The following is a 23355-nucleotide window of genomic DNA, read 5'->3' on the forward strand; positions in this document are numbered from 1 at the left end:
GAGCAGATCCGCCAGGCGCTGGTGCAGCTCGCCGACCGGCTCGGGCTGCAGGCGGGCATGGAGGCGAACACGGCGGTGCCCACCGTGCTCGACGCACTGCGCACCGGGCGCCCCTGCCGCAACTGGCTGCTGGTCTTCGACAACGCGGAGGAGCTGGAGACGGTCCGGCCGTTCTTCCCCGCGGGCGGCCCCGGCCGCATCCTGGTGACCTCGCGGAACGCCCAGTGGTCGCGGGCCGCCCGTACCGTCGAGGTGGATGTCTTCGAGCGCGAGGAGAGCATCCAACTCCTGCTGCGGCGGGGGCCGGAGCTGCCGCACGAGCAGGCCGACCGGGTCGCCGAGACCCTGGGCGACCTGCCGCTGGCGATCGAGCAGGCGGCGGCGTGGCTGACCGAGACGGGGATGCCGGTCGACGAGTATCTCCAGGTCTTCGAGGACGAGCGGGCCGACGTCAGCACCCGGCGCAACGAGCTGCTGGCGGCCGGGGTTCCGGTCGACTATCCCGAACCGGTCGCCGCCGCCTGGAACATGTCGCTGCGTCGCCTCGCGGAGCACCATCCGGGCGCCCTGCAACTGCTCCAGATGTGCTCCTTCTTCGCCCCCGAGCCCATCTCCCGGCGGCTCTTCTCGGGCATCCGGGGTGTCTCCCTCTCCCCCGAGCTGTCGGAAGTGCTTCAGGATCCGATCAAGCTCGGTCATGCGATCCGGGAGATCAACCGCTACGCCCTGATCAAGATCAATCACCGCAGCAACACCATCGAACTGCACCGGCTGGTGCAGGCGGTGCTGATCGGCCAGATGTCCCCGCAGCAGCAGGCCGACATGCGGCACAGCGCCCATGTGCTGCTGGCCTACGGTGACCCCAACGACGTCTCGCCCGCCAACTGGAGCCGCTACGCGGACCTGCTGTCGCACGTCCGGGCCTCTCGCGCGATGGACTGCGACGACAAATGGGTGCGGCAGATGGTCCGCAACCTGGTCCGGTTCCTCCATGTCTGGGGCGACCACGGGGGCGCGCTCGAACTCGGCAGCCGGGTACGGGACAAGTGGCTGGTCTCGCTCGGCGAGGACAACCCGGAGACGCTCGCCATCTCCCGCACGCTCGGCCATGTCCTCACCCTGCTCGGCCAGTTCGAGCAGGCCCGGGAGCTGAACAGCCGGACGCTCGAGCTGACGCGCGCCGGTCACGGCGACGACCACGAGAACACGCTGGTCACCATCGGGGCGGTCGCCAAAGACGCCCGCTACCAGGGTGACTACGCGCGCTCCGTGGAACTGGAGGAGGACCGCTGGCGGCGGACCATCCGGCTGTTCGGCGACGAGGACCCGTACACCATCGCCGCCGCGAACGACTACGCCCTGGCGCTGCGCTCGGCCGGTGACTACGCCCGCGCCCGCGAGGTGGACCAGAAAGCCCACAACATCGCCAAGGTCGTCCTGGGCGAGGACTCGCTGCTGACGATCCTGCTGGAGGCCAATCTCTCGATCGACGTCCGGGAGAGCGGCGACTACGTGACCGCCCGCACCATGCTGGAGCAGACCTGCGCCCGGGTCCGCCGACAGCTTCCGCAGAACGCGCCGATCGGCGTCTTCGCCCTGCGCAACCTCGCCGTGGCCCGCCGCAAGGCGGGCGACCACGAGGGGGCGCTGGAGGTCACCCGGGAGGTCCTGGAGCGGTATCGGCTGCGCTACAGCGAGCCCAATCTCCACATCACGGCGACCTCGCTGAACCTGACCATGGACCTGCGCCAGACCGCCGACCTCGACGGCGCCCGTGAGCTGGGCCGCACCTGCCTGGACGACATGCGGTCCGTGCTCGGGCCACGGCACCCGGTGACGCTGAGCGCGGCCATCGACCTGGCCGTCACGCTGCGGCTGCTGGGAGATACCGAGGCGGCGCTCGCGCTCAACAAGGAGACGCTGCCGGTGCAGGTCGAGCAGCTGGGAGCGGACCATCCGATCGCCTTGGCCTGCGCGATCAATCTGGCCAGCGACCACTACACGCTGGCGGACTACCAGGAGGCGCGGGACCTCGACACGGAGACGCTCGCGGCCTGCCGGTCACGGCTGGGCGAGGACCACCCCACCACGCTGGCCTGCGCGGTCAATCTGTCCGGGGATCTGCGCGCGCTCGGTGAGGGCCGGTCCGCCGAGGAGCTGCACAACGACTCCCTCGCCCGGATGCGCGCCGTCCTGACCCCCGGCCACCCGGCCACGGTCGCGGCGGCCCGGGGCATCCGCGCCGACTGCGACGTGGAGGCCATCGCCTTCTGACACCACTCCGTCGTCGGAGTCGTCAGAGGGAGTCCCCGATCCAGGTCGCCAGCGCGGCCGGATCGGGCACCTCGCCGCCGTCGTCCCGCAGCGCCCGGTGGACGGCGAGGACGGTCTCGGGCGCGCGGCGCAGCGCCGTCCTGGCCGCGCCGTCCGGCAGGGTGAGGGCAAGGCCCGCCCAGGCCGCGACATCGTCCGGGTCCCGGGCCAGCCGGCCGCGGTAGCCGTGCAGCGCGGCCGCCCGGTCGCCCCTGGCCCAGGCGAGATCGGCGCCGTCGCCGCCCTGCCCGGCCCGGAGCCGCTCCGGTTCGGTGAACCGGAGCCTGGCGAGCGCCGTCCGCGGCACCGTCTCCACCGGGGCGGGCTCGACCGAGGCGGGGGGCACCTCCCGGGGCGGCGTACCGCGCGTCCGCCAGGCCCGTACCCACCGGGCGAGCGGCGCGGGTTCGGGGCGCAGATGGCGCATGCGGTACACGAGCCGGTGGTCGATGACCAGATCCGCCGCCAGCCGCCGGGGTACGGACGGGACGGGCTCCACGAGCCAGTCGGCCAGCCGCTCCGCCACCTGATCGAGGAAGCTCCGTCCCAGGGGCGTCAGTTCGGCGTGGGTGCGCAGCGTCTCCAGCCCGTGGGCGGTCTGCTCCCGCCGGAGGGCGAATTCGAACGCGGCGGTGTCCCCCGCGGGCCCGCCGTCCGTACGGCGCAGGCGGTCCTGCCAGAAACCGGTCACGCCCAGGAACGCGTACACCCCCTGCAGCAGCCCCCGCAGCGGCCTCGGATCCAGCCGCCACGGCGCGTGATGGACCTCCTCCCGTCCCCCTTCGAGCAGGGGCACCAGATCCATCAGCGCGCTGAGCTTGATGTGCTGGGCCTCGTGCACCAGCGCGGCGGCCAGGTCCGGCTCGTCCACGGGCTCGTTCATCAGGACGCAGCCGTATGCCTCCGGGGACGAGGCGCTGAATGGTTCGGGGTGGGCCGCGTACGGTACGGGGACCACGGAGGCGATGCAGGCGGCGACCCCCGACGGATCCACGTTGCGCTGCTCGGCGACCAGCCGCCAGGCGCCCGCGAAACGTTCCTGCCAGCGCTTCCACGCGTCGTCGGTGAGCTGGTCCGGCGGTCTGCGGCAGAAGAAGTCGCGATAGGGGTCGAGATCGTCGAGGAACGGCGAGCAGATGTGGCCCTGATGGTCACCGCGCAGCCGTCTCAGGCCGCGCCACCCGGGGGCGTCCCGGGCGAAGCCGGGAGCGGGCAGCGGCACCGCGTGCGGCCCGGCCACCACGGCCGCCGTCCCCTCCGCCGTACGCACCACCTCGGCGAGGTCCGGCGCGCGGTCCGGTACGAGGGCGAAGCCCAGCGCGGGCAGCATCACCCCGCCGTCGCGCACCACGACCGCGATGCGGAAGTCGATGCCCGCGAGGAGCGCCGCCGAGGCCGCCATCGCGTACAGATAGCCGGTCTCGCTCCACAGGGGCGCGTCCGCCGGTTCCCGGCCGCGCAGCTGCCGCAGACACCGGCTCAGCCACACCCCCGTCTGCGGATGCAGCAACAGCCGCTCCACGGCGGCCGGGGAACGGCGCTCGGCTCGTATCAGCAGCCGCCAGGCCTCCCCGGCGGGCGGCAGCGGGCCGGGCAGGGCGGGGTGCGCGGCGGCCACGTCGACCAGTGCCCGCAACAGCAGCATCGCGCGGCTGCGCTGACCCGATCTCAGCTCGGCGACGGATGAGGCGCTTCCCGAACCCGCGGCCAGCTCGGTGAAGCACAGCGCCGATAAGTGATGGCGGGAGTCCGTCAACTAATGCAACCCTGCTGCGCATCGGAGGAGCTGGCGGACGTCGCCGGGTTCCGGACGGCGCCGATCAGCCGCAGCGCCACCGCGGCGATCCCTTCATCCCGGTCGAGGTCTTCCAGTGTCGCTCCCGAAAGGTCCAGCAGCTCCGTCTCGACCTCGGTCGCGACTCGCTCCATGACACCGCCCTCCTCCGGACGTTCCACACCGCCTCACGTGAGGCATCCCTATGGTGGCCTACCCCTAATGATTGCGAAAGGGTGAACACGGCCAGCGTCAGGCGCCCTTACCGGAGTGGACGGACTCGACCTCGAACACTCCACCGCAGACGCGGAAGGAGTGCGCCGGCACGGTCATGGAGGTGAAGGAGTCCGGCGGATAGGCCCGGATCCGGGCGGGGGTGCGCCAGCACGGTTTGTCCGTCGTGCCCTCGTTGAGGGTGTGCAGCATCGTGGAGGCGCTGCCGCCCGGCGGCAGGGCGACCGTGGAGCGCGAGGCGCCGCGCCGGGTGGCGGGGTCGCCGACCGCGGAGCCAGCGGAGTCCAGCAGCGAGACTCCGGGGAAGCCGCTGAGCGTGCAGGCCGTGGTGGATTTGTTGGTGAGCACCAGCGGCATGTACACGTTGCCCGCGCCCACGTCCTTCCGCCCGAGGGAGAGCCTCAGCTGTTCGGTGGGGCATATGCGCCGGGCGCCCGGACGCGACGCGGCGGTGTCCGCCACCGCCGCCGACGAGGAGCCGGAGGCGGGGTGCGTCGCGGGGTGCGAGGAGGCGTGGCGCGATGACGCGGGGCGCGATACGGGCGGTGCCGTGCGCCCGGTGTGCGCCGCGGACCGGGTGACGGACGAGGCGGCCGCGGCACCGCTGCCCGAGGCGCCGGACGAACCGGGCGGCGCGGATCCCTGGTCGCCGGTGTCGGCACCGCAGGCCGTCACCACGGCCATCGCGCCGAGGAGCAGTGCGCATAAGGGCCACGGCCGGGACCGCCGGGGCCCGGGCGTCGTGGTGTCGTTCCGTTGCGCCATGAGCGACCTCCCGGGGTCGTGTCCGCTCTCTTTTGGCTCCCCCTTCCCCGCATGGACGCCCTTATGTCTCCGGGAACATTGATCGCATTCCCCGGCAATTCCGCGCGCTGGTCAGCCCGCGCCCCGGTGACCCGGGAGCCACCGGAGCCGCCGGTCACATCGCCAGGTGTGCCTTGCTGTGGGTGACTTCCTCGATGTCGCCGCCCGCCTTGCCGATCAGCCGGTGGGCCAGGTTGCTCAGCGCCCTCGCCGCCGCGATCTCCTCGCCGACCCGCGGCTGTGCCGGGTCGTCGGGATTACGGTTCGCGCGGCCCTGGGCGAGCATCTCGGTGCCGTCGTGCATCCGCAGCCGGACGACCGCCTCGGTCAGCGGACCGATCTCACGGAATTCCATCTGTAGGTCGCATCCCACGATCGTCTCCATCACGATCACCTCCTGCGTCACCTTCCAGGATGCGCCTCCCCCCGCTGTCCGGTCGACCTGGTCAGCAGTTCCACCACCTCGGCGTCGCCGGTCTGGGAAAAGTCCTCGTACCACTCGCCGACCGCGGAGAAGTCCGGCGGCGTGGACAGGCACACCACCTCGTCCGCGTCCTCGCGCAGCGACGCGACCGCGTCCGGCGGCGCCACGGGCACGGCCAGGACGGACCGGGCCGCCCCCTGGGCCCGGGCGACCCGGCAGGCGGCCCGCGCCGTGGCGCCGGTCGCGATCCCGTCGTCCACGATGATCGCCGTACGGCCCTCCACCGGGATCCGCGGCCGGTCGCCGCGGAACCGCCGCGCCTGCCGGGCCAGCTCGGCCTGCTCGGTCCGCTCCACCTCGGCGATCTCTTCCTCGTCCGCCCGGCTCATCCGGATGATCGTCTCGTGGACGACCCGTACCCCGCCTTCGCCGATGGCGCCGAAGCCCAGCTCGCGGTGGGAGGGGACGCCGAGTTTACGGACGATGATCACGTCCAGTGGGGCGTTCAGCGCCCGGGCCACCTCGAAGGCCACCGGCACCCCGCCCCGTGGCAGCCCCAGCACCACGGGCTTCTCCTCGGTCAGCGGCCTCAGCCGCTCGGCGAGACGCCGTCCGGCGTCCACCCGGTCAGTGAAGATCATCGCTCACCCCCGGCACGTATTCCTCTCCTTCGAATCAAGCGGACAATTCCCCGCGCCGCAAACCGGCGGCCGCTCCGGCACCCTGGAGGCATGGGCGTCCTGGTCGGCACCTCGGGGTGGCAGTACAAGGACTGGCGCGGTGTTCTCTACCCCGCCGACTGTCCGCTACGGCTGTGGCTGGAGGAGTACGCCAAGGGCTTCACCACGGTCGAGAGCAATAACGCGTTCTATCGACTTCCCGATCACGATCAGTTCGCCGTGTGGCGGGATCGCACCCCCGACGGGTTCGTGATGGCGCTCAAGGCCAGCCGCTATCTCACCCACATCAAGCGGCTGCGCGACCCGAAGGAACCGGTGGCGCGGCTGATGTCCCACGCGGCCGGGCTCGGCGACCGGCTGGGCCCCGTCCTGCTCCAGCTCCCGCCGACCCTGCGGGCCGACCCCGGACTGCTGGACACCTGTCTCGCCTGCTTCCCGGCCGGTACCCGGGTGGCGGTCGAGCCGCGCCATGACTCCTGGTGGACCGGGGAGATCCGGGCGCTGCTGGAGGAGCACGGCGCCGCGCTGTGCTGGGCGGACGCGGGCTCGCGCCCGGCCGCCCCGCTCTGGCGGACCGCCGGGTGGGGGTACGTACGGTTCCATGGCGGCCGTGCCGAGCCCGCACCGCGCTACGGCCGCCGGGCGCTCGCCACCTGGGCGCGCCGCATCCAGGACACCTGGCCCGGCGAGGCCGACGTCTACGCGTACTTCAACAATGACACGGGCGGGGCGGCGGTCCACGACGCCGTCGTCTTCGCCCGTGCCGTCGCCGGGCCGGGCCGCGCGGTCAGCCGTACGCCCGCGCTCCGGCCCGCCTGCGGTCCGGGCGCCGCTACTCCTTGACCGCGCCGCCCAGCATGCCCTCGATGAACCGGCGCTGGAGTGCCACGTAGACCACCACCACCGGCAGTGCGATGAGCACCGACGCCGCCGCGAGCAGCGACGCATCCGAGCTGTGCTGCCCCTGGAAGAACGCGAGGCCGAGGGGGACGGTGCGATGGGCCTCGTCGCTGACCATCACCAGCGCCATCAGGAACTCGTTCCACGTCCACATGAAGGTGATGACGACCATGGTGGAGATCGCCGGACGGCCCATCGGGACCAGCACCCGCCACAGCGTGGTCCAGCTGTTCGCCCCGTCGATCCGGGCCGCCTCGATCACCGCCCGCGCACTGCCCCGGAAGTACGTCCGCATCCAGAACACGCCGAACGCCAGGGACTGCGCGGTCTGCGGAAGGATCAACGCCCAGTAGGTGTCGGTGAGTCCGGCGTACCGCAGATCGAAGTAGAGCGGGACGACCAGGGCCTCCTGGGGCAGGGTCAGCCCGATCACGAAGAGGTAGAACAGCAGGGTGGAGCCGGGGAAGCGCATCACCCCGAAGGCGTACGCGGCGAGCACCGCCAGCACGGTGGTGGCCGCGACCACGGCCGTGGTGACCAGTACCGAGTTGCCGAGGTAGGTGCCGAAGTGGCCGCGGCTCCAGGCGTCGGCGAAGTTGCCCCAGTGCGGCCCGCCGCGCGGCAGCGAGAAGCCGGTGTCCAGGGAGCCCTGCGAGCCGAAGGCGGTGGAGAGGATGCCGACGACGGGGACGAGCGAGAAGACGGCGAACAGGGTGAGAAGGGCGTAGGTGAGGCCGCGTTCGAGGCGTGTGGTCATGCCCTCCGCCCTTCCACGAGCCGGGAGACCGTGACGGTGAGGGCGAAGATCAGGACCGTGAGCGCCACCCCGACGGCGGCGGCCGAGCCGACCTGGTTGGTCTCGAAGGCCCGGTGGTACACCTCGTAGGCGGGTACGGAGGTGGCGTTCCCGGGGCCGCCGCTGGTCGTGACGTAGATGAGGTCGAAGTTGCGCAGGCCCGCGACGATGGTCAGGGTCAGCGCCACCGCGATGTGCGGCCTCAAGGCCGGGAGGGTGACGGCGAGGAACTCCCGGACCGGCCCGGCGCCGTCGATCCGCGCCGCCTCGTACAGCTCGCGCGGGATGCGCTGGACCCCGGCGAGGAAGAGCACCACGCACAGCCCGGTGCCCACCCAGGTGCCGACGACCCCGACGGCGGGCAGCGCCCAGGTGTAGTCGCCGAGCCAGGGGCGGGCGAGCGAGCCGAGACCGACCGCGCGCAGGGTGTCGTTGAGCAGTCCGTCGGGGGCGAGGATGGACCGCCAGGCCACCGCGACCACGATGAGCGCCAGGACCTGCGGCAGGAACAGCACGGTGCGGAAGAACGTCATGCCGTGGATCCGGACCCGGGACATCGCGGCCGCCAGCAGCAGCCCGATGGCCACCGGCAGGGCCGAGTAGAACACGAGCAGCAGCAGGGCGTGGGCGAACGGGGCGCGCAGCGCGGGGTCGCCGAACAGGTCACGGTAGTTGTCGAAACCGGCCGGGGTGGCGGCGGTCAGCCCGTCCCAGTGGAGGGACGACAGCCACACCGACTGCCCGAAGGGGTAGAGCAGGAACACCGCGTACACGAGCAGCGCGGGCAGGATGTAGAGATAGCCGACGGCGCGCGGTTCGCCGGGCGCACGGCGGCGGTAGCCCCTGATCGGGGCGGTGGGCCTCATCGCGACTCCGCCGGTGCGGGCTCGGCCGGGGCGTGGCGCTGCCGCTGCTTGCCCATGAAGGCGCCGTAGTCCTTCTGCAGGGTGGTGGCCAGCTTGTCCGGGGAGGTCTGGCCGCTGACGACGCCCTGGAGGGCGGCCGAGAGCGTGTCGTAGAAGGTGGGCGTGGCGTAGTCGAGGTACGGGACGAGGCCGTCGACGGCGCTGAGCCGCTTCCAGCCGTCGATCATCTGGCCGTCCACGGTGTCCGGGGCGACCCGTGCCGCGGCCGGGCCGGGGACGGCGGGCAGCACTCCGTGCCGGGTCATGACGTCCGAGGCGTGCGCGCTGGTGAGGAAGTCGAGGTAGGCGGCGGCCACTTCGGGGTGGCGGGAGCGGGAGGTGACGGACCAGGCGAGGCCCTGGCCGCCGGTGGTGACGGGGGCGCCGCCGGGCTTCGCGGGCGGCGGGGGCATGAGCCCGAGCTTGTCGCCCATCGTCTTCTTGAGGTCGGCCAGCAGCCAGGTGCCGGTCATCAGGTAGGCGCCGTCGCCGGAGGCGAACTTCTTGGCCGCGTCGTCGTATCCGAGGCCGTTGGCACCCTTCGGCAGATACCCGCGCTTCATCCAGTCGGTGAGGGTCGCGGCGGCGTTCCTGGTGGCCGCGGTGTCGAAGCCGGTGCCGCGGCCGAGGACGGTGTCGCGGGTCGCGGCGGCGGCTTCCTGGTCCTGGAGCACCCCGAAGGTGTGGATCGCGGGGTACTTGTCGAGGTTGCCGAACTGGACGGGCAGTTCGCCCCGCTCCTTGAGGCGGGCGAGCCCGGCGGTGAACTCGTCCCAGGTCTTCGGCGGCTTCAGGCCCGCCTTCCGCAGCAGGTCCTTGTTGTAGTAGAGGCCGACGAACTCGCCGGTCTGGGAGATGCCGTAGAGCCGTCCGCGGCCGAAGTCGGTGCCGTCGGCGGAGACCCGGTTGAGGTTCAGGAGGGTGTTCGGGTAGCGGGTGTTCCAGTCGTAGATCCCGGCGTAGTTGTCGAGCGGGGCGAGCAGCCCGGCCCGGACGAAGGAGACCATGTCCGGGTAGCCCTGGTTGGCTTGGACGACGTCGGGCGGGTTGTTGCCGGAGACGGCGAGCTTGAGCGTGGTCTTCAGATCGGTGAAACTGCGCGCCACCCGCTTGATGCGCACATTGGGGTACTTCTTCTCGAACTCCCGGTTCAGCTGGGTGATTTCGCCGTTCGTGCCGCCGCGGATTTCCTGGTCCCACACGGTCAGCGTGGTCTTTCCGGCCCCTCTCGGGTCGGGTACGGCGGTGGCGGCACCGGTTCCGGACCCGGCGGCCCCCGAGCCGTCGGTGCCGGGCACACAGCCCGCGGCGAGCAGGGTGGCGCCGAGGGCGAGGACGGCCGAGAGCGCTCGTGCGGGCCGGTGGCGCGCCCCGTAGCGGGGACATCCCATGCGGTTCTCCTTCAGGCCCCGCGGGCGTCGGCCGCCCGGAAGCCGATGGTGGGCAGGGCCCGCAGCCGCGGCCAGTCGTGCGCGCCGGCCGGGATCAGGCCGTCCAGGAAGCGGTGGCGGGCCACCAGTTCGCGGTCCGCCGAGCGTGCCGTACGGTCCCACCACGCGGCGACCTCGGCCCAGCCGGGCGCGGCGAGCGAGCCGCCGAAGTGCTGGACGGACAGGGCGGCGGTGAGGTTGGCGAAGGCGAGCCGGTCGGCGAGCGGCCAGCCCGCGAGCGTTCCGGTCATGAAACCGGCGACGAACACATCGCCCGCCCCGGTGGGGTCGAGCGCTTCCACGGCGAGGCCCGGCACCTCGGCGCTCTCCCCGGTGAGGGAGTCGATGCCGACGGCGCCCCCGGCTCCCCTGGTGACCACCGCGATCGGCACCAGCTCGGCCAGGGCGCGCACCGCCCGCTCGGGCGTGTCGGTGCGGGTGTAGCGCTGTGCCTCGGTGGCGTTGGGCAGGAAGGCGTGGGTGTACGGCAGGTCGGGGAGGGTGGCCAGGTCCCAGCGGCCGGACTCGTCCCAGCCGACATCGGCGAAGACCTTGGCTCCCTGGGCGTGCGCCTGGCCCACCCAGTCCTCCTGGCGGCCCGGTTCGTAGGCGGTCACACACGCCCGGGAGCGGGGCGGCGCGGGCCGGGTGGCGGGCGGCGGGGCGGGGTGTTCGTGCGTGACCATGGTGCGCTCGCCCTCGTACGCCATGGACACGGTGACCGGCGAGTGCCAGCCGGGGACGCGCCGGGAGTGGGCGAGGTCGACGCCCTCGTACTGCGCCAGGCTCTCCCAGCAGTAGTCCCCGTAGACGTCGGCGCCGAATGCCGCGGCGAGGGTGGTGTGCAGGCCGAGGCGGGCGAGGGCGGTGGCCATGTTGGCGATGCCGCCGGGGCTGGAGCCCATGCCGCGGGCCCAGGACTCGGTGCCGCGCACCGGGGCGTGGTCGAGGCCGGTGAAGATGATGTCCAGGAAGACGGTGCCGGTGAGGTAGACGTCGTGTTCGGGGTCGGCGGGGGTCCGCAGCGCGGCGAGCGGGTCGACCGGCTGTATCGGACCGGGGGCTGCGGACGTGGGGCTCACCGGCGCGCCCTTCCTTGTGTGTCGTGACGTCGGATGAGCGACACCATGCACCTCAGAGGGGCTTTGTGCAAGAGGTCGGTCATAGTCGCGCAGAGTCGCTCAGGTGGAGTACGTTGCCACCATGCTGCGAGAGACCCGCCACGAGAAGCTGCTGAGCATCCTCGGCGCGGAGGGCGTGCTGCCGATCGGGGAGATCGCCAAGCGCCTGGAGATCAGCGAGGCCACGGCCCGCCGGGACCTCGCCGAACTGGGCCGGGCCGGGCGGCTGACCCGGGTCTACGGCGGCGCGGTGGCCGCCCCCACCCCGGACGAGGAGCGCCCGTTCGGCGAGGTGGCGGTCGACGAGCCGGAGGAGAAGGCGGACGTGGCCCGGTGCGCGGCGGAGCTGATCGCGGACGGCGATGTGCTGCTGCTGGACATCGGCACCACCACGCTCCACCTCGCCCGGCTGCTGCGCGGCCGTCCGGTCACCATCGTGACCAGCAATCTGGCGATCTACGACGAGCTGCGCGACGACCCCGAGGTGACGCTGATCCTGCTCGGTGGGCAGGTGCGCGCCAACTACCGTTCCGTGGTCGGCTTCCTCACCGAGTCCAACATCCGGCAGCTGCGCGTGGGCCGTCTCTTCCTCGGCGCGAGCGGGGTGCTCTCCGACGGCAGCGTGCTGGACAGCACGCATGTGGAGGTGCCCGTGAAGCGGGCCATGCTCGCCTCGGCCCGGGAGGTGGTGCTGCTGGTCACCGCGGGCAAGTTCCCGGGCGACACCGGGCTGGCCCGGATCTGCGGCCCCCGGGAGATCGACACCCTGATCACCAACAAGACGGCCGATCCGGCGACGCTCGATGTGTTCCGAGCGGCCGATGTGGAGGTAGTGACCGTATGAGGCTGACCGTGCTGGGCGGCGGCGGTTTCCGGATGCCGCTGGTGTACCGGGCGCTGCTGGAGGACACCGGGGACGACGCCGGGCGCTGCACCGAGCTGGTCCTGTACGACACCGACCCCCGCCGGCTGGACGCGATCGGCGCGGTTCTGGCCGAGCAGGCGAAGGACCGCCCGGCCGGCCGGCCCGCCGCCCCCGCGGTGCGGGCCACCACCGACCTCGACGACGCGCTGCGCGGCACCGACTTCGTGTTCTCGGCGATCCGGGTCGGCGGCCTGGAGGGCCGCGCCCGCGACGAGCGGATCCCGCTCGGCGAGGGTGTCCTCGGGCAGGAGACCGTCGGTGCGGGCGGGGTGCTGTACGGGCTGCGCACCCTGCCGGTGGCGACGCGGATCGCCGAGCGGATCGCCGCCGTGGCCCCGGACGCCTGGGTCATCAACTTCACCAACCCCGCGGGCATGGTCACCGAGGCGATGCGGCGGGTGCTGGGCGACCGGGTGATCGGCATCTGTGACTCACCCGTCGGGCTGTGCCGCCGGGCGGCGCGGGCGCTGGGCCTGGACCCGGACCGGGCCGTCTACGACTACGTGGGCCTCAACCACCTCGGCTGGCTGCGGGGCGTGGTGGTGGACGGCCGGGACTGGATGCCCGAGCTGCTGGCCGACGCCGGAGCGCTGGAGTCCTTCGAGGAGGGCAAGCTGTTCGGGGCGGAGTGGCTGCAGACCCTGGGCGCCCTGCCCAACGAATATCTGCACTACTACTACTTCAACCGCGAGGCGGTGGCCTCCATCCGGCAGGCCCCGGCCACCCGGGGGGAGTTCCTGCGCGAGCAGCAGGCCCGGTTCTACGAGACGGCCCGCACCGCCGAGGGCGGGGCGCTCGGCGCCTGGGAGCGGACCCGGCTGGAGCGCGAGACCACGTATCTGGCCGAGAGCCGGGAGGCCACCGGCGGCTGGGAGCGCGACTCCTGCGATCTGGACGGCGGCGGCTACGACCGGATCGCGCTGGCCATCATGCGGGCCATCGCCCGCGACGAGCGCACCACGCTGATCCTCAATGTCGCCAACCGCTCGGCCGTCCCCGGGCTGGAGGCGGACGCGGTGGTGGAGGTGCCCTGCTTGGTGGACGCGGGCGGGGCGCGCCCCATGGCCACCGGCGCGGTGGCCCCGGACCAGCTCGGGCTGATGCTGACGCTGAAGGCGGTCGAACGCGCGACGGTCGAGGCGGCGGAGGCAGCCGGGACGGCCGGGGCCGGTGGCACCGCCGCCGCCCGGGGCGCGGCCCTGCGCGCCCTCGCGCTGCATCCGCTGGTCGACTCGGTCAACGTGGCGAGCCGCATTCTCGACGCCTCGGGGCTGCCGGCGACGGCGTAGCACATGTCCGAACGGGCTTTCCCTAGACCTTGATCACGCCCGAACGGGCTGCTTTTCGGTCGGGTTTTCGGAAGCGGGCGGGAAACGGGCACGCCCCGTGCCGACCCGGGCGTCCGCGATCCTCGCCGCGTACCCACTTACCGAAGCTGACCTGCTGAGATAACGTTCGGGAAACGGGCACATCCGGTCATGATCTGCCCCGTGCCAAGCCTGGCCTCCCCCGTTGCGCGCTTGTAAAACTTCTGGCCAAGGCCGAAGAGAAGCAGGTGATGCGGTGTGGACGCGGAGGAACGCCGTCGGGAGATCCTCGACATGGCGCGGCGTGCCGGAGTCGTCGACGTCGGCAAGCTCGCCGCGGACCTCGGGGTGTCCAAGGAGACGGTGCGCCGCGATCTGCGGGTGCTGGAGCAGCACGGTCTGGTCCGGCGCACCCATGGCGGCGCGTACCCCGTGGAGAGCGCCGGTTTCGAGACCACCCTCGCGTTCCGCACCACCATGCACGTCCCGGAGAAGTCGCGGATCGCGACCGCCGCCGCCGAGCTGCTGGGCGACGCCGAGACGGTCTACATCGACGAGGGCTTCACCCCGCAGCTGATCGCCGAGGCCCTGCCCCGGGACCGGCCGCTGACCGTGATCACCGCGTCCCTCGCGACCGCGAGCGGGCTCGCGGGCCGCGAGAACACCACGGTGCTGCTGCTCGGCGGGCGGGTCCGCGGCGGCACCATGGCCACCGTCGACCACTGGGCCACCCACATGCTCGCCGGTTTCGTCATCGACCTGGCGTTCATCGGCGCCAACGGCATCTCCCGGCAGTACGGGCTCACCACCCCCGACCCGGCGGTCAGCGAGGTCAAGGCGCAGGTGGTCCGGGTGTCCCGGCGCAAGATCTTCTCCGGGGTGCACACCAAGTTCGGGGCCGTCAGCTTCTGCCGGTTCGCGGACGTGTCCGACTTCGAAACCATCGTGACCGATACCGGGCTTCCCGTGACCGAAGCCCACCGGTATTCGCTGCTGGGTCCGCAGATCCTCCGGGTCTGACCCCACACCGCCCCGCCTCCCGCACGTCCCCCCCCCTCCTCCCCCACGTCCCTCCGATTGGATTTGTTATGCCAGTCCTGACCCTTCGTGCTGCCCGGATACCGGTCGTGGCCTTGACCGCGGGCGCGCTCCTCGCGGGGTGCGCCGGTATGGGCGGCGGCAGCTCCGGCGGCAACACCATCAATGTGCTGATGGTGAACAACCCCCAGATGATGGATCTGCAGAAGCTGACCGCGAAGCACTTCACCAAGGAAACGGGCATCAAGGTCAAGTTCACGGTGCTGCCGGAGAACGATGTCCGCGACAAGATCAGTCAGGACTTCTCCAATCAGGCCGGGCAGTACGACGTCGCCACGATCAGCAATTTCGAGGTGCCGTTCTACGCCGAGAACAGCTGGCTGATGCCGCTGGACGACCATGTCGCCAAGGACAAGTCATTCGGCCAGAAGGACATTCTTCCGCCGATGCGCCAGTCCCTGACAGCCGGTGACGGCCAGTTGTACGCGGAGCCGTTCTACGGCGAATCGTCGTTTCTGATGTATCGCAAGGACATTTTCGCCGAGAAGGGCCTGAAGATGCCCGCGCGGCCCACCTGGAACCAGGTGGCGGATCTCGCGGCCAAGGCCGACGGCGCCCGCAAGGGGATGAACGGCATCTGTCTGCGCGGGCTGCCCGGCTGGGGCGAGCTGATGGCCCCGCTCACCACTGTGGTGAACACCTTCGGCGGCACCTGGTTCACCAAGGACTGGAAGGCGCAGCTGACCTCGCCGGAGTTCGTCAAGGCGACCAAGTTCTATGTCGACTTGGTGCGCAAGCACGGCGAGGCCGGTGCTTCTCAATCCGGCTTCGCCGAGTGCCTGAACAACCTCACCCAGGGCAAGAGCGCCATGTGGTACGACGCCACCTCGGCGGCCGGGTCGCTGGAGGGCGCCAAGTCCCCCGTCAAGGGCAAGATCGGCTACGTCCAGGCGCCGGTGGAGAAGACCGACAGCTCGGGCTGGCTCTACACCTGGGCCTGGGGCATCCAGAAGGCCTCGCGCAACTCCGACAAGGCGTGGAAGTTCATCTCCTGGGCCTCCAGCAAGGAGTACGAGAACCTGGTCGGCAAGACCTTCGGCTGGTCCAACGTGCCCGCGGGAAAGCGGGCCTCCACCTACGCCAACCAGGAATACCGCAAATCCGCGGGTGCCTTCTCCGAGGTCACCCGAAAGGCCATCACCAGCGCGAAGCCGCGCGATCCCGGGGTGCAGGAACGGCCGACCATCGGCATCCAGTTCGTTGACATCCCCGAATTCGCCGATCTCGGCACCAAGGTTGCCCAGGAGATCAGCGCCGCCATCGCCGGGAAACAGTCCGTCGACGAGGCATTGAAGACGTCGCAGAAGCTGGCCGAGAAGGTGGGCGAGGAGTACCGAGATGAGTAATCCGACAACGGCGGTCCCCGTCCGCGGCGAGCGCCCGCCGACCGTGGCCACCGCCTCCCGGAAGCCCTCCCGGCCACCGAGGAACCGGGCCCGGGAGTGGGCCACCCGGGCACCGCTGCTGCCCGCACTGATCTTTCTGCTCGTGGTCACCCAGCTGCCGTTCGTGGCGACGCTGGTGATCTCCCTCTTCGACTGGAACTCGTTCCGCCCCGACAACCGCGAGTTCGCCGGGCTGGAGAACTACCAGACGGTGGCGAGCGACCCGGCGCTGCGCGAGTCGATCGTCACCACCGTGCTGCTGACCGCTACCGTGGTCATCGTCAGCGTGGTGCTGGGGCTGGCGCTGGCGCTGCTGCTGGACCGCAAGTTCCGCGGCCGGGGGCTCGTCCGTACGATGCTCATCGCGCCGTTCCTGCTGGTGCCGGTGGCCTCGGCACTGCTGTGGAAGCATGCGCTGTACAACCCCGAGTACGGGCTGTTCAACGGCGTGCTCAACTGGCTGGGCGGACCCCAGCCGGAATGGCTGAGCGATATGCCGCTGATGGCCGTGGAGGCGTCGCTGATCTGGCAGTGGACACCGTTCATGATGCTCATCCTGCTGGCCGGACTGCAGAGCCGACCGCTGGACATGATCGAGGCGGCCCGGCTGGACGGCGCGAGCAACTGGCAGATCTTCCGCTTTCTGACCCTGCCCCATCTGCGGCGCTATCTGGAGCTGGGCACCCTGCTCGGGTCGATCTACATCGTGCAGAACTTCGACGCCGTGTTCACCCTCACCCGCGGCGGGCTCGACACCGCCAACCTCCCCTACACGATCTACGAAACCTTCTACAACGCCCATGAGTACGGGCTGGCATCGGCGGCGGGTGTCCTGGTCGTGATCGGCACGATCATCATCGCCACCTTCGCGCTGCGCGTGGTGTCGTCCCTCTTCCGTGAGGAGGCGTCCCGCGCATGACCACCCTGACCGCCCCCGGAGCCATCACCTCGGAGCCGCCCGCCGCCCGGCGGGCCAAGCGCCGCGGTGCCGCGCTCGGCCTGCTGGCCTGGTTCATCGGCATCCTGTTCGTCCTGCCGGTCCTGTGGATGCTGCTCACCTCGTTCCACTCCGAGAGCGACGCCGCCACCAACCCGCCCTCGCTGGCCGCCCCGCTGACCCTCGACGGCTACAAGGCGTTCTTCGGCGTGGACGGCGGGGCCAGCCCCTGGCCCGCGCTGCTCAACTCGGTGGGCACGTCCGTCTTCTCCACCCTCTTCGTGCTGGTGCTGGCGCTTCCGGCCGCGTTCGCGCTGTCGATCCGGCCGGTCCGCAAGTGGACCGACGTCATGTTCTTCTTCCTGTCCACCAAGATGCTTCCCGTGGTGGCCGGGCTGCTGCCGGTGTATCTGTTCGCGAAGAACATCGGCTTCCTGGACAACGTCTGGCTGCTCGTCATCCTCTACACGTCGATGAACCTGCCGATCGCCGTGTGGATGATGCAGTCCTTCCTCGCCGACATCCCCGTGTCCATCATCGAGGCCGCCCAGATGGACGGGGCGCGGCTGACGACCATCCTGTGGCGGGTCGTCGCCCCGATCGCCGGGCCCGGCATCGCCGCCACCTCGCTGATCTGTTTCATCTTCAGCTGGAACGAGATGCTGTTCGCCCAGGTGCTCACCGGTGTGGTCGCCCAGACCGCACCGGCCTTCCTGACCGGCTTCGTCACCAGCCAGGGGCTGTTCCTGGCCCAGGTGTGCGCCGCGTCGATCGTCATCTCCCTGCCGGTGCTCGCCGCGGGGTTCGCCGCCCAGGACAAACTCGTCCAGGGCCTGTCGCTAGGAGCAGTCAAATGAGGGCCGCCGTCATCGAAGCGCCCGGCAAGGTCACCGTCGCCACGGTCGCGGATCCGACCCCGGGGCCCCGCGAGGTCGTCGTCGACGTGGCGGCCTGCGGGCTGTGCGGAACCGATCTGCACATCCTCCAGGGCGAGTTCGCGCCCACCCTGCCGATCGTCCCCGGCCATGAGTTCGCCGGAGAGGTCGTCGGCATCGGCAAGGACGTCACCGAGGTGGCGGTCGGCGACCGGGTCGCGGTCGACCCCTCCCTGCACTGCCACGAATGCCGCTACTGCCGCATCGGCCGGGGCAACCTGTGCGACAACTGGAACGCCATCGGGGTCAGCGTCCCCGGCGGCGCCGCCGAGTTCGCCGTCGCGCCGGTGGCCAACTGCGTCAAGCTGCCCGAGCACGTGGACGTCGCCGACGCGGCCCTCATCGAGCCGCTGTCCTGCGCGGTGCGCGGCTATGACGTCCTCAGCGGCAACCTGGGCGCCGAGGTGCTCATCTACGGCTCCGGCACGATGGGGTTGATGATGCTGGAGCTGGCCAAGCGGACCGGCGCCACCAGCGTCGACGTCCTCGACGTCAACCCCGAGCGGCTGTCCACCGCCAAGACTCTCGGCTGTTCCCGCGCCGGGGCCTCGGCCGACGAACTCGACCAGCCCCGCGGCTGGGACGTGGTCATCGACGCCACCGGCAACCAGGCCGCCATCCAGGACGGGCTGGGCCGGGTCGCCAAGGCGGGCACGTTCCTGCAGTTCGGCGTCTCCGACTACGCGACCCGCGCCACCATCGAGCCGTACAAGATCTACAACCAGGAGATCACCATCACCGGCTCGATGGCGGTCCTGCACAGCTACGAACGCGCCGCCGGTCTCTTCGCCTCCGGCGTCCTCGACCCGAAGATCTTCATCAGCCACCGGATGCCGCTCGCCGAGTACCCCGAGGCACTGGAGCAGTTCCGGTCCGGCCAGGGCCGCAAGATCGTGGTCGAGCCGTAGCCGTAGACGCGAAGGATGGCCCAGGCCCGCACCACGGGGCCTGGGCCATCACCGTTGGTCGCGAGCGCGGGGGCGTAGCCACTCCCCGCCACTCTTAACATATAGCGCACCGGGGGCCTTGCGGCAAGGCCCCCGTCCCCCCGCAGAATTGCCGATCGTTCGACGTGTCCACGTGGGGGGTTTCATGATTGACGTGATCGTGGTCGGTGGCGGACCGGCCGGTCTGATGCTGGCGGGCGAGTTGCGGCTGCACGGTGTGCGGGTGCTCGTGCTGGAGAAGTTGCCGGAGCCGACCGGCCAGTCCCGCGCGCTCGGCATCCACGCGCGCAGCGTCGAGATGATGGACCAGCGCGGTCTGCTGGACCGGTTCCTCGCGCTCGGGACGCGGCATGCGGCTCGCGGTTTCTTCGCGGGCATCGACAAGCCGTGGCCCGAGCGGCTGGACACCGCGCATTCCTACGTCCTCGGCATCCCGCAGAGCACCACCGAACGGCTGCTGGCCGAACACGCCACCGGACTCGGCGCCGAGATCCGGCGCGGCCACGAACTGGTCGGGCTGAGCCAGGACGGGCACGGGGTGACCGCCGAGCTGGCCGACGGCACCCGGCTGCGCTCGCGCTACCTCGTCGGCTGCGACGGCGGCCGCAGCACGGTGCGCAAGCTGCTCGGCGTCGGCTTCCCCGGCGAGCCCAGCAGGACCGAGACGCTGCTCGGCGAGGTGGAAGTGGCCGTGCCGCCGGAGGAACTGGCCGCCGTGGTGGCCGAAGTCCGCAAGACCCAGAAGCGGTTCGGCACCATGCCCATGGGCGACGGGGTGTACCGCCTCATCGTGCCCGCCGAAGGGCTGGCCGAGGACCGCACGGCGCCGCTGACCCTCGCCGGACTGAAGCAACGGGTACGCGCGCTCGCGGGCACCGACTTCGGCGCCCACTCACCACGCTGGCTCTCCCGCTTCGGCGACGCCACCCGGCAGGCCGAGCGCTACCGCGTCGGCCGGGTGCTGCTGGCGGGCGACGCGGCCCACATCCACCCGCCGACCGGCGGAATGGGCCTCAACCTCGGCATCCAGGACGCGTTCAACCTCGGCTGGAAGCTGGCCGCCGAGGTCGCCGGGTGGGCGCCGGACGGGCTGCTCGACAGCTACCACACCGAACGCCACCCGGTGGCCGCCGCGGTGCTGGACAACACCCGCGCGCAGACCGAGTTGCTGTCCACCGGGCCGGGCGCCCAGGCGGTGCGCCGCCTGGTGGCGGAGCTGATGGACTTCGAAGACGTCAACCGCTACCTGATCGAGAAGATCAGTGCGCTCTCGGTCCGCTACGACTTCGGCGAGGGCCACGAACTGCTCGGCAGGCGGCTGCGCGACGTGGCACTGAAGCGGGGGCGCCTGTACGAGCTGATGCACCGCGGCCGCGGCCTGCTCCTCGACCAGACCGGCCGCCTGTCGGTGACGGGCTGGGCGGACCGGATCGACCACGTAGCCGACACTACCGAGGAACTGACGGCCCCCGCCGTGCTCCTCCGCCCGGACGGCCACGTGGCCTGGGCAGGCGAGGACCAGACGGCCCTGCTCAGCCACCTGCCCCGCTGGTTCGGGAACCCCACCGCCTGACCCCGCCCCCGCGTCCCGAACGGGTGCCCATACGTCGCGCCGCCCCGCCCCCGGTGGTTCGGCACGCCGAAACTGGCGCGGCCCGATCGCCGCCACCGCCCCGACGCCACACTGGCCCAGCGCCCCGGTCAGCTGACCGCACAGCTACGCCCCGCACAAGCCGGGCTCGTTCGTCGCGCCGTCCCGACGCCACACCAATTCGGTGCGCCCGGCACCTCACCGCGCGGCTGCGCCCCGAGCGGGCGGGGCCGGTCGCCGTCGCTCCGAGGCCACGCGGGTTCAGCGCGTCCGCCCCCTGCCGACAGGGCCGGGGGCCGGGGCAGGCCCCGGTTTCGGGGAGGGCGGGGCCTCGGCGGGAAGCAGCTCCGCGCCTAGGCCCTGTCCGGCGGATCCACGAAGATCCGCCGGACATGACCTAGCCAGCGTTGGCGTCGCGGAGGTGGGCCGCGGCGGCCTGCTCCAGGTGGACCAGGTCACTGCTGACCGTGGCGAACGTGAAGCCCTCGGCCAGCCGCTTGGCGGCCGTGGCGCCGTCCGGGCAGTGGATCCCGGCCGCGATCCCGGCCGCCCGCGCGGCCTGCGCGACCTTCGTCAGGGCCGCGTCGAACCGTTCCGCCACCGCCGGGTCCGTGGACGTCCGCCCGCCGAGGGCGATCGTGAGGTCGGACGGGCCGATGTAGACGCCGTCCAGCCCCTCCGTCGCGCAGATCTCCGCCGTGTTGCCCAGCGCCTCCGCCGTTTCGATCATCACGACGCAGGCGACCTGCTCGTTCGCCTCGGCCGGGGTGGGGCCGACGCGCAGGCCGGAGCGCATCGGTCCGTAGCTGCGCACACCGAGCGGGGGGTAGCGGCAGGCGCTCACCGCGGCGGCGGCCTGCTCGGCGGTGTTGACCAGGGGGACGATGACGCCGCGGGCGCCCGCGTCCAGGGCCTGGCCGATCCAGAAGCCGTCGTTGGCGGGGACGCGCACCATTCCGGCGGCGGTGCCGCGGGCATCGATGGCGGTCATCGTGCCGAGGGTGCCCTTGTAGTCGAGCAGCCCGTGCTGGGCGTCGACGCACACGTAGTCGTAGCCCAGCCCGGCCAGCCGCTCGGTGCCGACCGGGTTGTCGAGGACGACCCAGTAGCCGAGGATCCGCTGGCGTGCGCGGAGCCGGGACGCGAAGTCGGCGGGGGAAGCATTCATGGTGTACAGCTTCTCTCGTTTTCTCCCGTCGGGTCGACAAGGGGACAAGGGCGCCTCGTCGACGAGCTACGTGCGTGTTATGAGCGAGACGCTCGGGCGTTTGCACGTAACGCGCAAGACTCTGGGCGATGCCGCCGACGAAACAGCGCGGAACGCGCAGACTGGTAGTGTTCTCCCCCAGTCACGCAGAGTCGCGGAAGGCGCGGAGAGGATGGCAGGCGAAGATGACATCCAACGGGGAAGGCCAGGGGCGACTGCGCGCCGCTGACCGCCGGGAACTGATCGCCCGCACCATCCGGACCGATGGCACGGTCGTGGTCGAGGCACTGGCGCGCTCCTTGGAGGTGACCCCCTCCACCATCCGCCGGGACCTCGCCCTGCTCACCGAGCAGGGCACCATCGCCCGCACCTACGGCGGGGCGATGAGCGCGGGGCACACCGCCGAGCCGACACTCGGGCAGCGCAGCGGGCTCGCGGTCGACGAGAAGGACCGCATCGGACGGTGGGCGGCCGAGCGGATCGCGCAGGGCGACACCGTCATCCTGGACGCGGGCACCACCACCGGCCGCCTCGCCCACCATCTGCGCGCCCGTACCGAAGTCACCGTCATCACCAGCGGGTTGACCGCGCTGCGCACGCTGGCCGAGGTGGACGGCATCGAGCTGATCACGCTCGCGGGGACGCTGCGCCATGTCAGCCAGGGCTTCGTGGGCCCGCTCGCCGAACTCACCCTGTCCCGGCTCACCGCGGACAAGGTCTTCCTGGGCGCCGACGGGCTCGACGCGCGGCGCGGGATATGCGAGGCCAGTCTGCAGCAGACCTCGCTGAAGGAGATGATGGCCGACCGCGGCCGCGAGGTGTATGTGCTCGCCGACAGCAGCAAGCTCGGCCAGTCCCCGTTCAGCGCCTGGGCCCCGCTGGACCGGCCCTGGACGCTGGTCACCGACAGCGGCGCCACCGATGACCAGCTCGAACCGTTCCGCGCCCTCCCCGACACGGAAGTGATCACCGTGTGAGGACGGGAGCGGGCGGGCCGGGAGTCCGCCCCCGGCCCGCCCACCTGTATCGCCCGGTCGCCCCGGTCAGTCCTTGTACGTACGTGCCGTCGCGCCGGACTTCTCCAGGAGCGCGAACGCGTCCTCGACCTCGGCCTTCTCGGCCGCGTTGGGGTTCGCGTTGGTGCAGGACGTACCGGCGCTCGCGCCGGACATCAGGCTGGAGCAGGGCCCCGGCTTCACATCGGGCAGGCCCAGGATGTGGCCCATCTCGTGCGAAGCGATCCGTACGGTGTTGTGGCCCTCGTCCACGGCCTGCCGTCCGAAGTAGATCGTGCCGCTGCCGAGGGCGGTGACCGAGGCGCGGGGCCAGCCGTTGTCCGCGACGATGCGGAGGTTGGCCCGCTGGCCGGAGGCCACCGGCTTGAGCTGCACGTTCTTTACGCTCTGGTTCCAGACCGCCGCACCCTTGGTCACGGCGTCCTTGAACTCGGCGGCCCCTCCGGCGTCATAGGTGACCACGCGCGCGGCCTCGGTGGTGGGCGCCGGGGCGGCCACCGCCTGACCGCCCGCCAGGGCGAGCACCGCCGTGAGGGCGGCGGCGGGTAGAGCACGGACGAGCCTGCTGGTTCTCACATGGGCCTCCTCGTGGGGAAAGGATCCATCTGGGCGTGGACATGACGAAC

21 protein-coding genes and 1 pseudogene are annotated in these 23355 nt (G+C 71.5%); 11 read left to right on the forward strand and 11 right to left on the reverse strand.

Translation table 11 applies throughout. The features are described 5' to 3' along the window. Positions 1 to 2274, forward strand: a 2274-nt coding sequence (gene fxsT, locus ACZ59A_RS31385) for an FxSxx-COOH system tetratricopeptide repeat protein (protein ID WP_470965622.1), incomplete at its 5' end; no start/stop codon positions are given. A 22-nt stretch (positions 2275 to 2296) separates the two neighbouring features. On the opposite strand, the gene ACZ59A_RS31390 is transcribed toward fxsT, so the two are convergent. From ACZ59A_RS31390 to ACZ59A_RS31410, 5 genes and pseudogenes are all read right to left on the reverse strand, one after another. Then, on the reverse strand, positions 2297 to 4069 hold the full coding sequence (locus ACZ59A_RS31390; RefSeq protein ID WP_470965625.1) for an HEXXH motif domain-containing protein: 1773 nt from the start codon (positions 4067 to 4069) through the stop codon (positions 2297 to 2299). Beyond that, complete coding sequence (locus ACZ59A_RS31395) at positions 4066 to 4242, reverse strand: hypothetical protein (RefSeq protein ID WP_470965628.1); 177 nt, start codon at positions 4240 to 4242, stop codon at positions 4066 to 4068. Before ACZ59A_RS31395 ends, ACZ59A_RS31390 begins: the two co-directional genes overlap by 4 nt. Positions 4243 to 4339: 97 nt before the next feature. Then, positions 4340 to 5086, reverse strand: a complete 747-nt coding sequence (locus ACZ59A_RS31400; RefSeq protein WP_470965631.1) for a DUF4232 domain-containing protein — start codon at positions 5084 to 5086, stop codon at positions 4340 to 4342. Positions 5087 to 5240: 154 nt separating this feature from the next. After that, on the reverse strand, positions 5241 to 5510 hold the full coding sequence (locus ACZ59A_RS31405) for a DUF1876 domain-containing protein (RefSeq protein WP_468044235.1): 270 nt from the start codon (positions 5508 to 5510) through the stop codon (positions 5241 to 5243). Positions 5511 to 5548: 38 nt separating this feature from the next. Next, a pseudogene (locus tag ACZ59A_RS31410) lies at positions 5549 to 6190 on the reverse strand (phosphoribosyltransferase); the annotation flags it as partial. 90 nt (positions 6191 to 6280) lie between these two features. On the opposite strand from ACZ59A_RS31410, the gene ACZ59A_RS31415 reads away from it, so the two are divergent. Then, on the forward strand, positions 6281 to 7072 hold the full coding sequence (locus tag ACZ59A_RS31415) for a DUF72 domain-containing protein (RefSeq protein WP_470965635.1): 792 nt from the start codon (positions 6281 to 6283) through the stop codon (positions 7070 to 7072). On the opposite strand, the gene ACZ59A_RS31420 is transcribed toward ACZ59A_RS31415, so the two are convergent. From ACZ59A_RS31420 to ACZ59A_RS31435, 4 genes are read right to left on the reverse strand one after another with little or no spacing between them, the layout of a single operon-like run. After that, positions 7062 to 7886 carry a carbohydrate ABC transporter permease gene (locus tag ACZ59A_RS31420; RefSeq protein WP_470965637.1) on the reverse strand — a complete coding sequence of 275 codons (825 nt, stop codon included), beginning with the start codon at positions 7884 to 7886 and terminating at the stop codon, positions 7062 to 7064. The genes ACZ59A_RS31415 and ACZ59A_RS31420 overlap by 11 nt on opposite strands. Then, a complete protein-coding gene (locus tag ACZ59A_RS31425) occupies positions 7883 to 8791 on the reverse strand; it encodes a carbohydrate ABC transporter permease (protein ID WP_470965640.1) in 909 nt (302 codons plus the stop codon). The genes ACZ59A_RS31420 and ACZ59A_RS31425 overlap by 4 nt, the downstream gene beginning before the upstream one ends. Beyond that, a complete protein-coding gene (locus ACZ59A_RS31430) occupies positions 8788 to 10221 on the reverse strand; it encodes an extracellular solute-binding protein (protein WP_470965643.1) in 1434 nt (477 codons plus the stop codon). The genes ACZ59A_RS31425 and ACZ59A_RS31430 overlap by 4 nt, the downstream gene beginning before the upstream one ends. Positions 10222 to 10232: 11 nt before the next feature. Beyond that, positions 10233 to 11342, reverse strand: coding sequence for a carbohydrate kinase family protein (locus ACZ59A_RS31435; RefSeq protein WP_470965646.1), 1110 nt, complete (start codon positions 11340 to 11342; stop codon positions 10233 to 10235). 121 nt (positions 11343 to 11463) lie between these two features. Between ACZ59A_RS31435 and ACZ59A_RS31440 the strand changes: the two genes are divergently transcribed. From ACZ59A_RS31440 to rox, 8 genes are all read left to right on the forward strand, one after another. After that, on the forward strand, positions 11464 to 12225 hold the full coding sequence (locus tag ACZ59A_RS31440) for a DeoR/GlpR family DNA-binding transcription regulator (RefSeq protein ID WP_470965649.1): 762 nt from the start codon (positions 11464 to 11466) through the stop codon (positions 12223 to 12225). Further along, the gene (locus tag ACZ59A_RS31445; RefSeq protein ID WP_470965652.1) at positions 12222 to 13595 is read left to right on the forward strand and encodes a 6-phospho-beta-glucosidase; all 1374 of its coding nucleotides are present in this window, start codon (positions 12222 to 12224) and stop codon (positions 13593 to 13595) included. Before ACZ59A_RS31440 ends, ACZ59A_RS31445 begins: the two co-directional genes overlap by 4 nt. Positions 13596 to 13871: 276 nt before the next feature. Beyond that, the gene (locus ACZ59A_RS31450) at positions 13872 to 14633 is read left to right on the forward strand and encodes a DeoR/GlpR family DNA-binding transcription regulator (RefSeq protein ID WP_468044254.1); all 762 of its coding nucleotides are present in this window, start codon (positions 13872 to 13874) and stop codon (positions 14631 to 14633) included. 68 nt (positions 14634 to 14701) lie between these two features. After that, positions 14702 to 16057: an ABC transporter substrate-binding protein gene (locus ACZ59A_RS31455; RefSeq protein ID WP_470965655.1), complete on the forward strand. Its 1356-nt coding sequence runs from the start codon at positions 14702 to 14704 to the stop codon at positions 16055 to 16057. Next, entirely contained in the window at positions 16050 to 17015 is a 966-nt protein-coding gene (locus tag ACZ59A_RS31460) for a carbohydrate ABC transporter permease (RefSeq protein ID WP_470965658.1), read from the forward strand. Before ACZ59A_RS31455 ends, ACZ59A_RS31460 begins: the two co-directional genes overlap by 8 nt. Then, positions 17012 to 17890: a carbohydrate ABC transporter permease gene (locus ACZ59A_RS31465; protein ID WP_470965661.1), complete on the forward strand. Its 879-nt coding sequence runs from the start codon at positions 17012 to 17014 to the stop codon at positions 17888 to 17890. Before ACZ59A_RS31460 ends, ACZ59A_RS31465 begins: the two co-directional genes overlap by 4 nt. Further along, complete coding sequence (locus ACZ59A_RS31470) at positions 17887 to 18876, forward strand: zinc-dependent alcohol dehydrogenase family protein (protein WP_468044262.1); 990 nt, start codon at positions 17887 to 17889, stop codon at positions 18874 to 18876. The genes ACZ59A_RS31465 and ACZ59A_RS31470 overlap by 4 nt, the downstream gene beginning before the upstream one ends. 184 nt (positions 18877 to 19060) lie before the next feature. Beyond that, positions 19061 to 20488 (forward strand): rifampin monooxygenase, encoded by a 1428-nt coding sequence (rox, locus tag ACZ59A_RS31475; protein ID WP_470965664.1) that lies wholly within the window; start codon positions 19061 to 19063, stop codon positions 20486 to 20488. Between the two features lie 415 nt (positions 20489 to 20903). Here the strand turns inward: rox and ACZ59A_RS31480 are convergent, their stop codons facing one another. Further along, on the reverse strand, positions 20904 to 21674 hold the full coding sequence (locus tag ACZ59A_RS31480) for an HpcH/HpaI aldolase family protein (RefSeq protein WP_470965667.1): 771 nt from the start codon (positions 21672 to 21674) through the stop codon (positions 20904 to 20906). 224 nt (positions 21675 to 21898) lie between these two features. On the opposite strand from ACZ59A_RS31480, the gene ACZ59A_RS31485 reads away from it, so the two are divergent. Next, complete coding sequence (locus ACZ59A_RS31485) at positions 21899 to 22690, forward strand: DeoR/GlpR family DNA-binding transcription regulator (protein ID WP_470965670.1); 792 nt, start codon at positions 21899 to 21901, stop codon at positions 22688 to 22690. Between the two features lie 66 nt (positions 22691 to 22756). Here the strand turns inward: ACZ59A_RS31485 and ACZ59A_RS31490 are convergent, their stop codons facing one another. Next, on the reverse strand, positions 22757 to 23305 hold the full coding sequence (locus tag ACZ59A_RS31490) for a snapalysin family zinc-dependent metalloprotease (protein WP_470965673.1): 549 nt from the start codon (positions 23303 to 23305) through the stop codon (positions 22757 to 22759). Positions 23306 to 23355: the final 50 nt, after the last annotated feature.

The sequence above is a fragment of the Streptomyces sp. NPDC040405 genome, assembly GCF_055595765.1.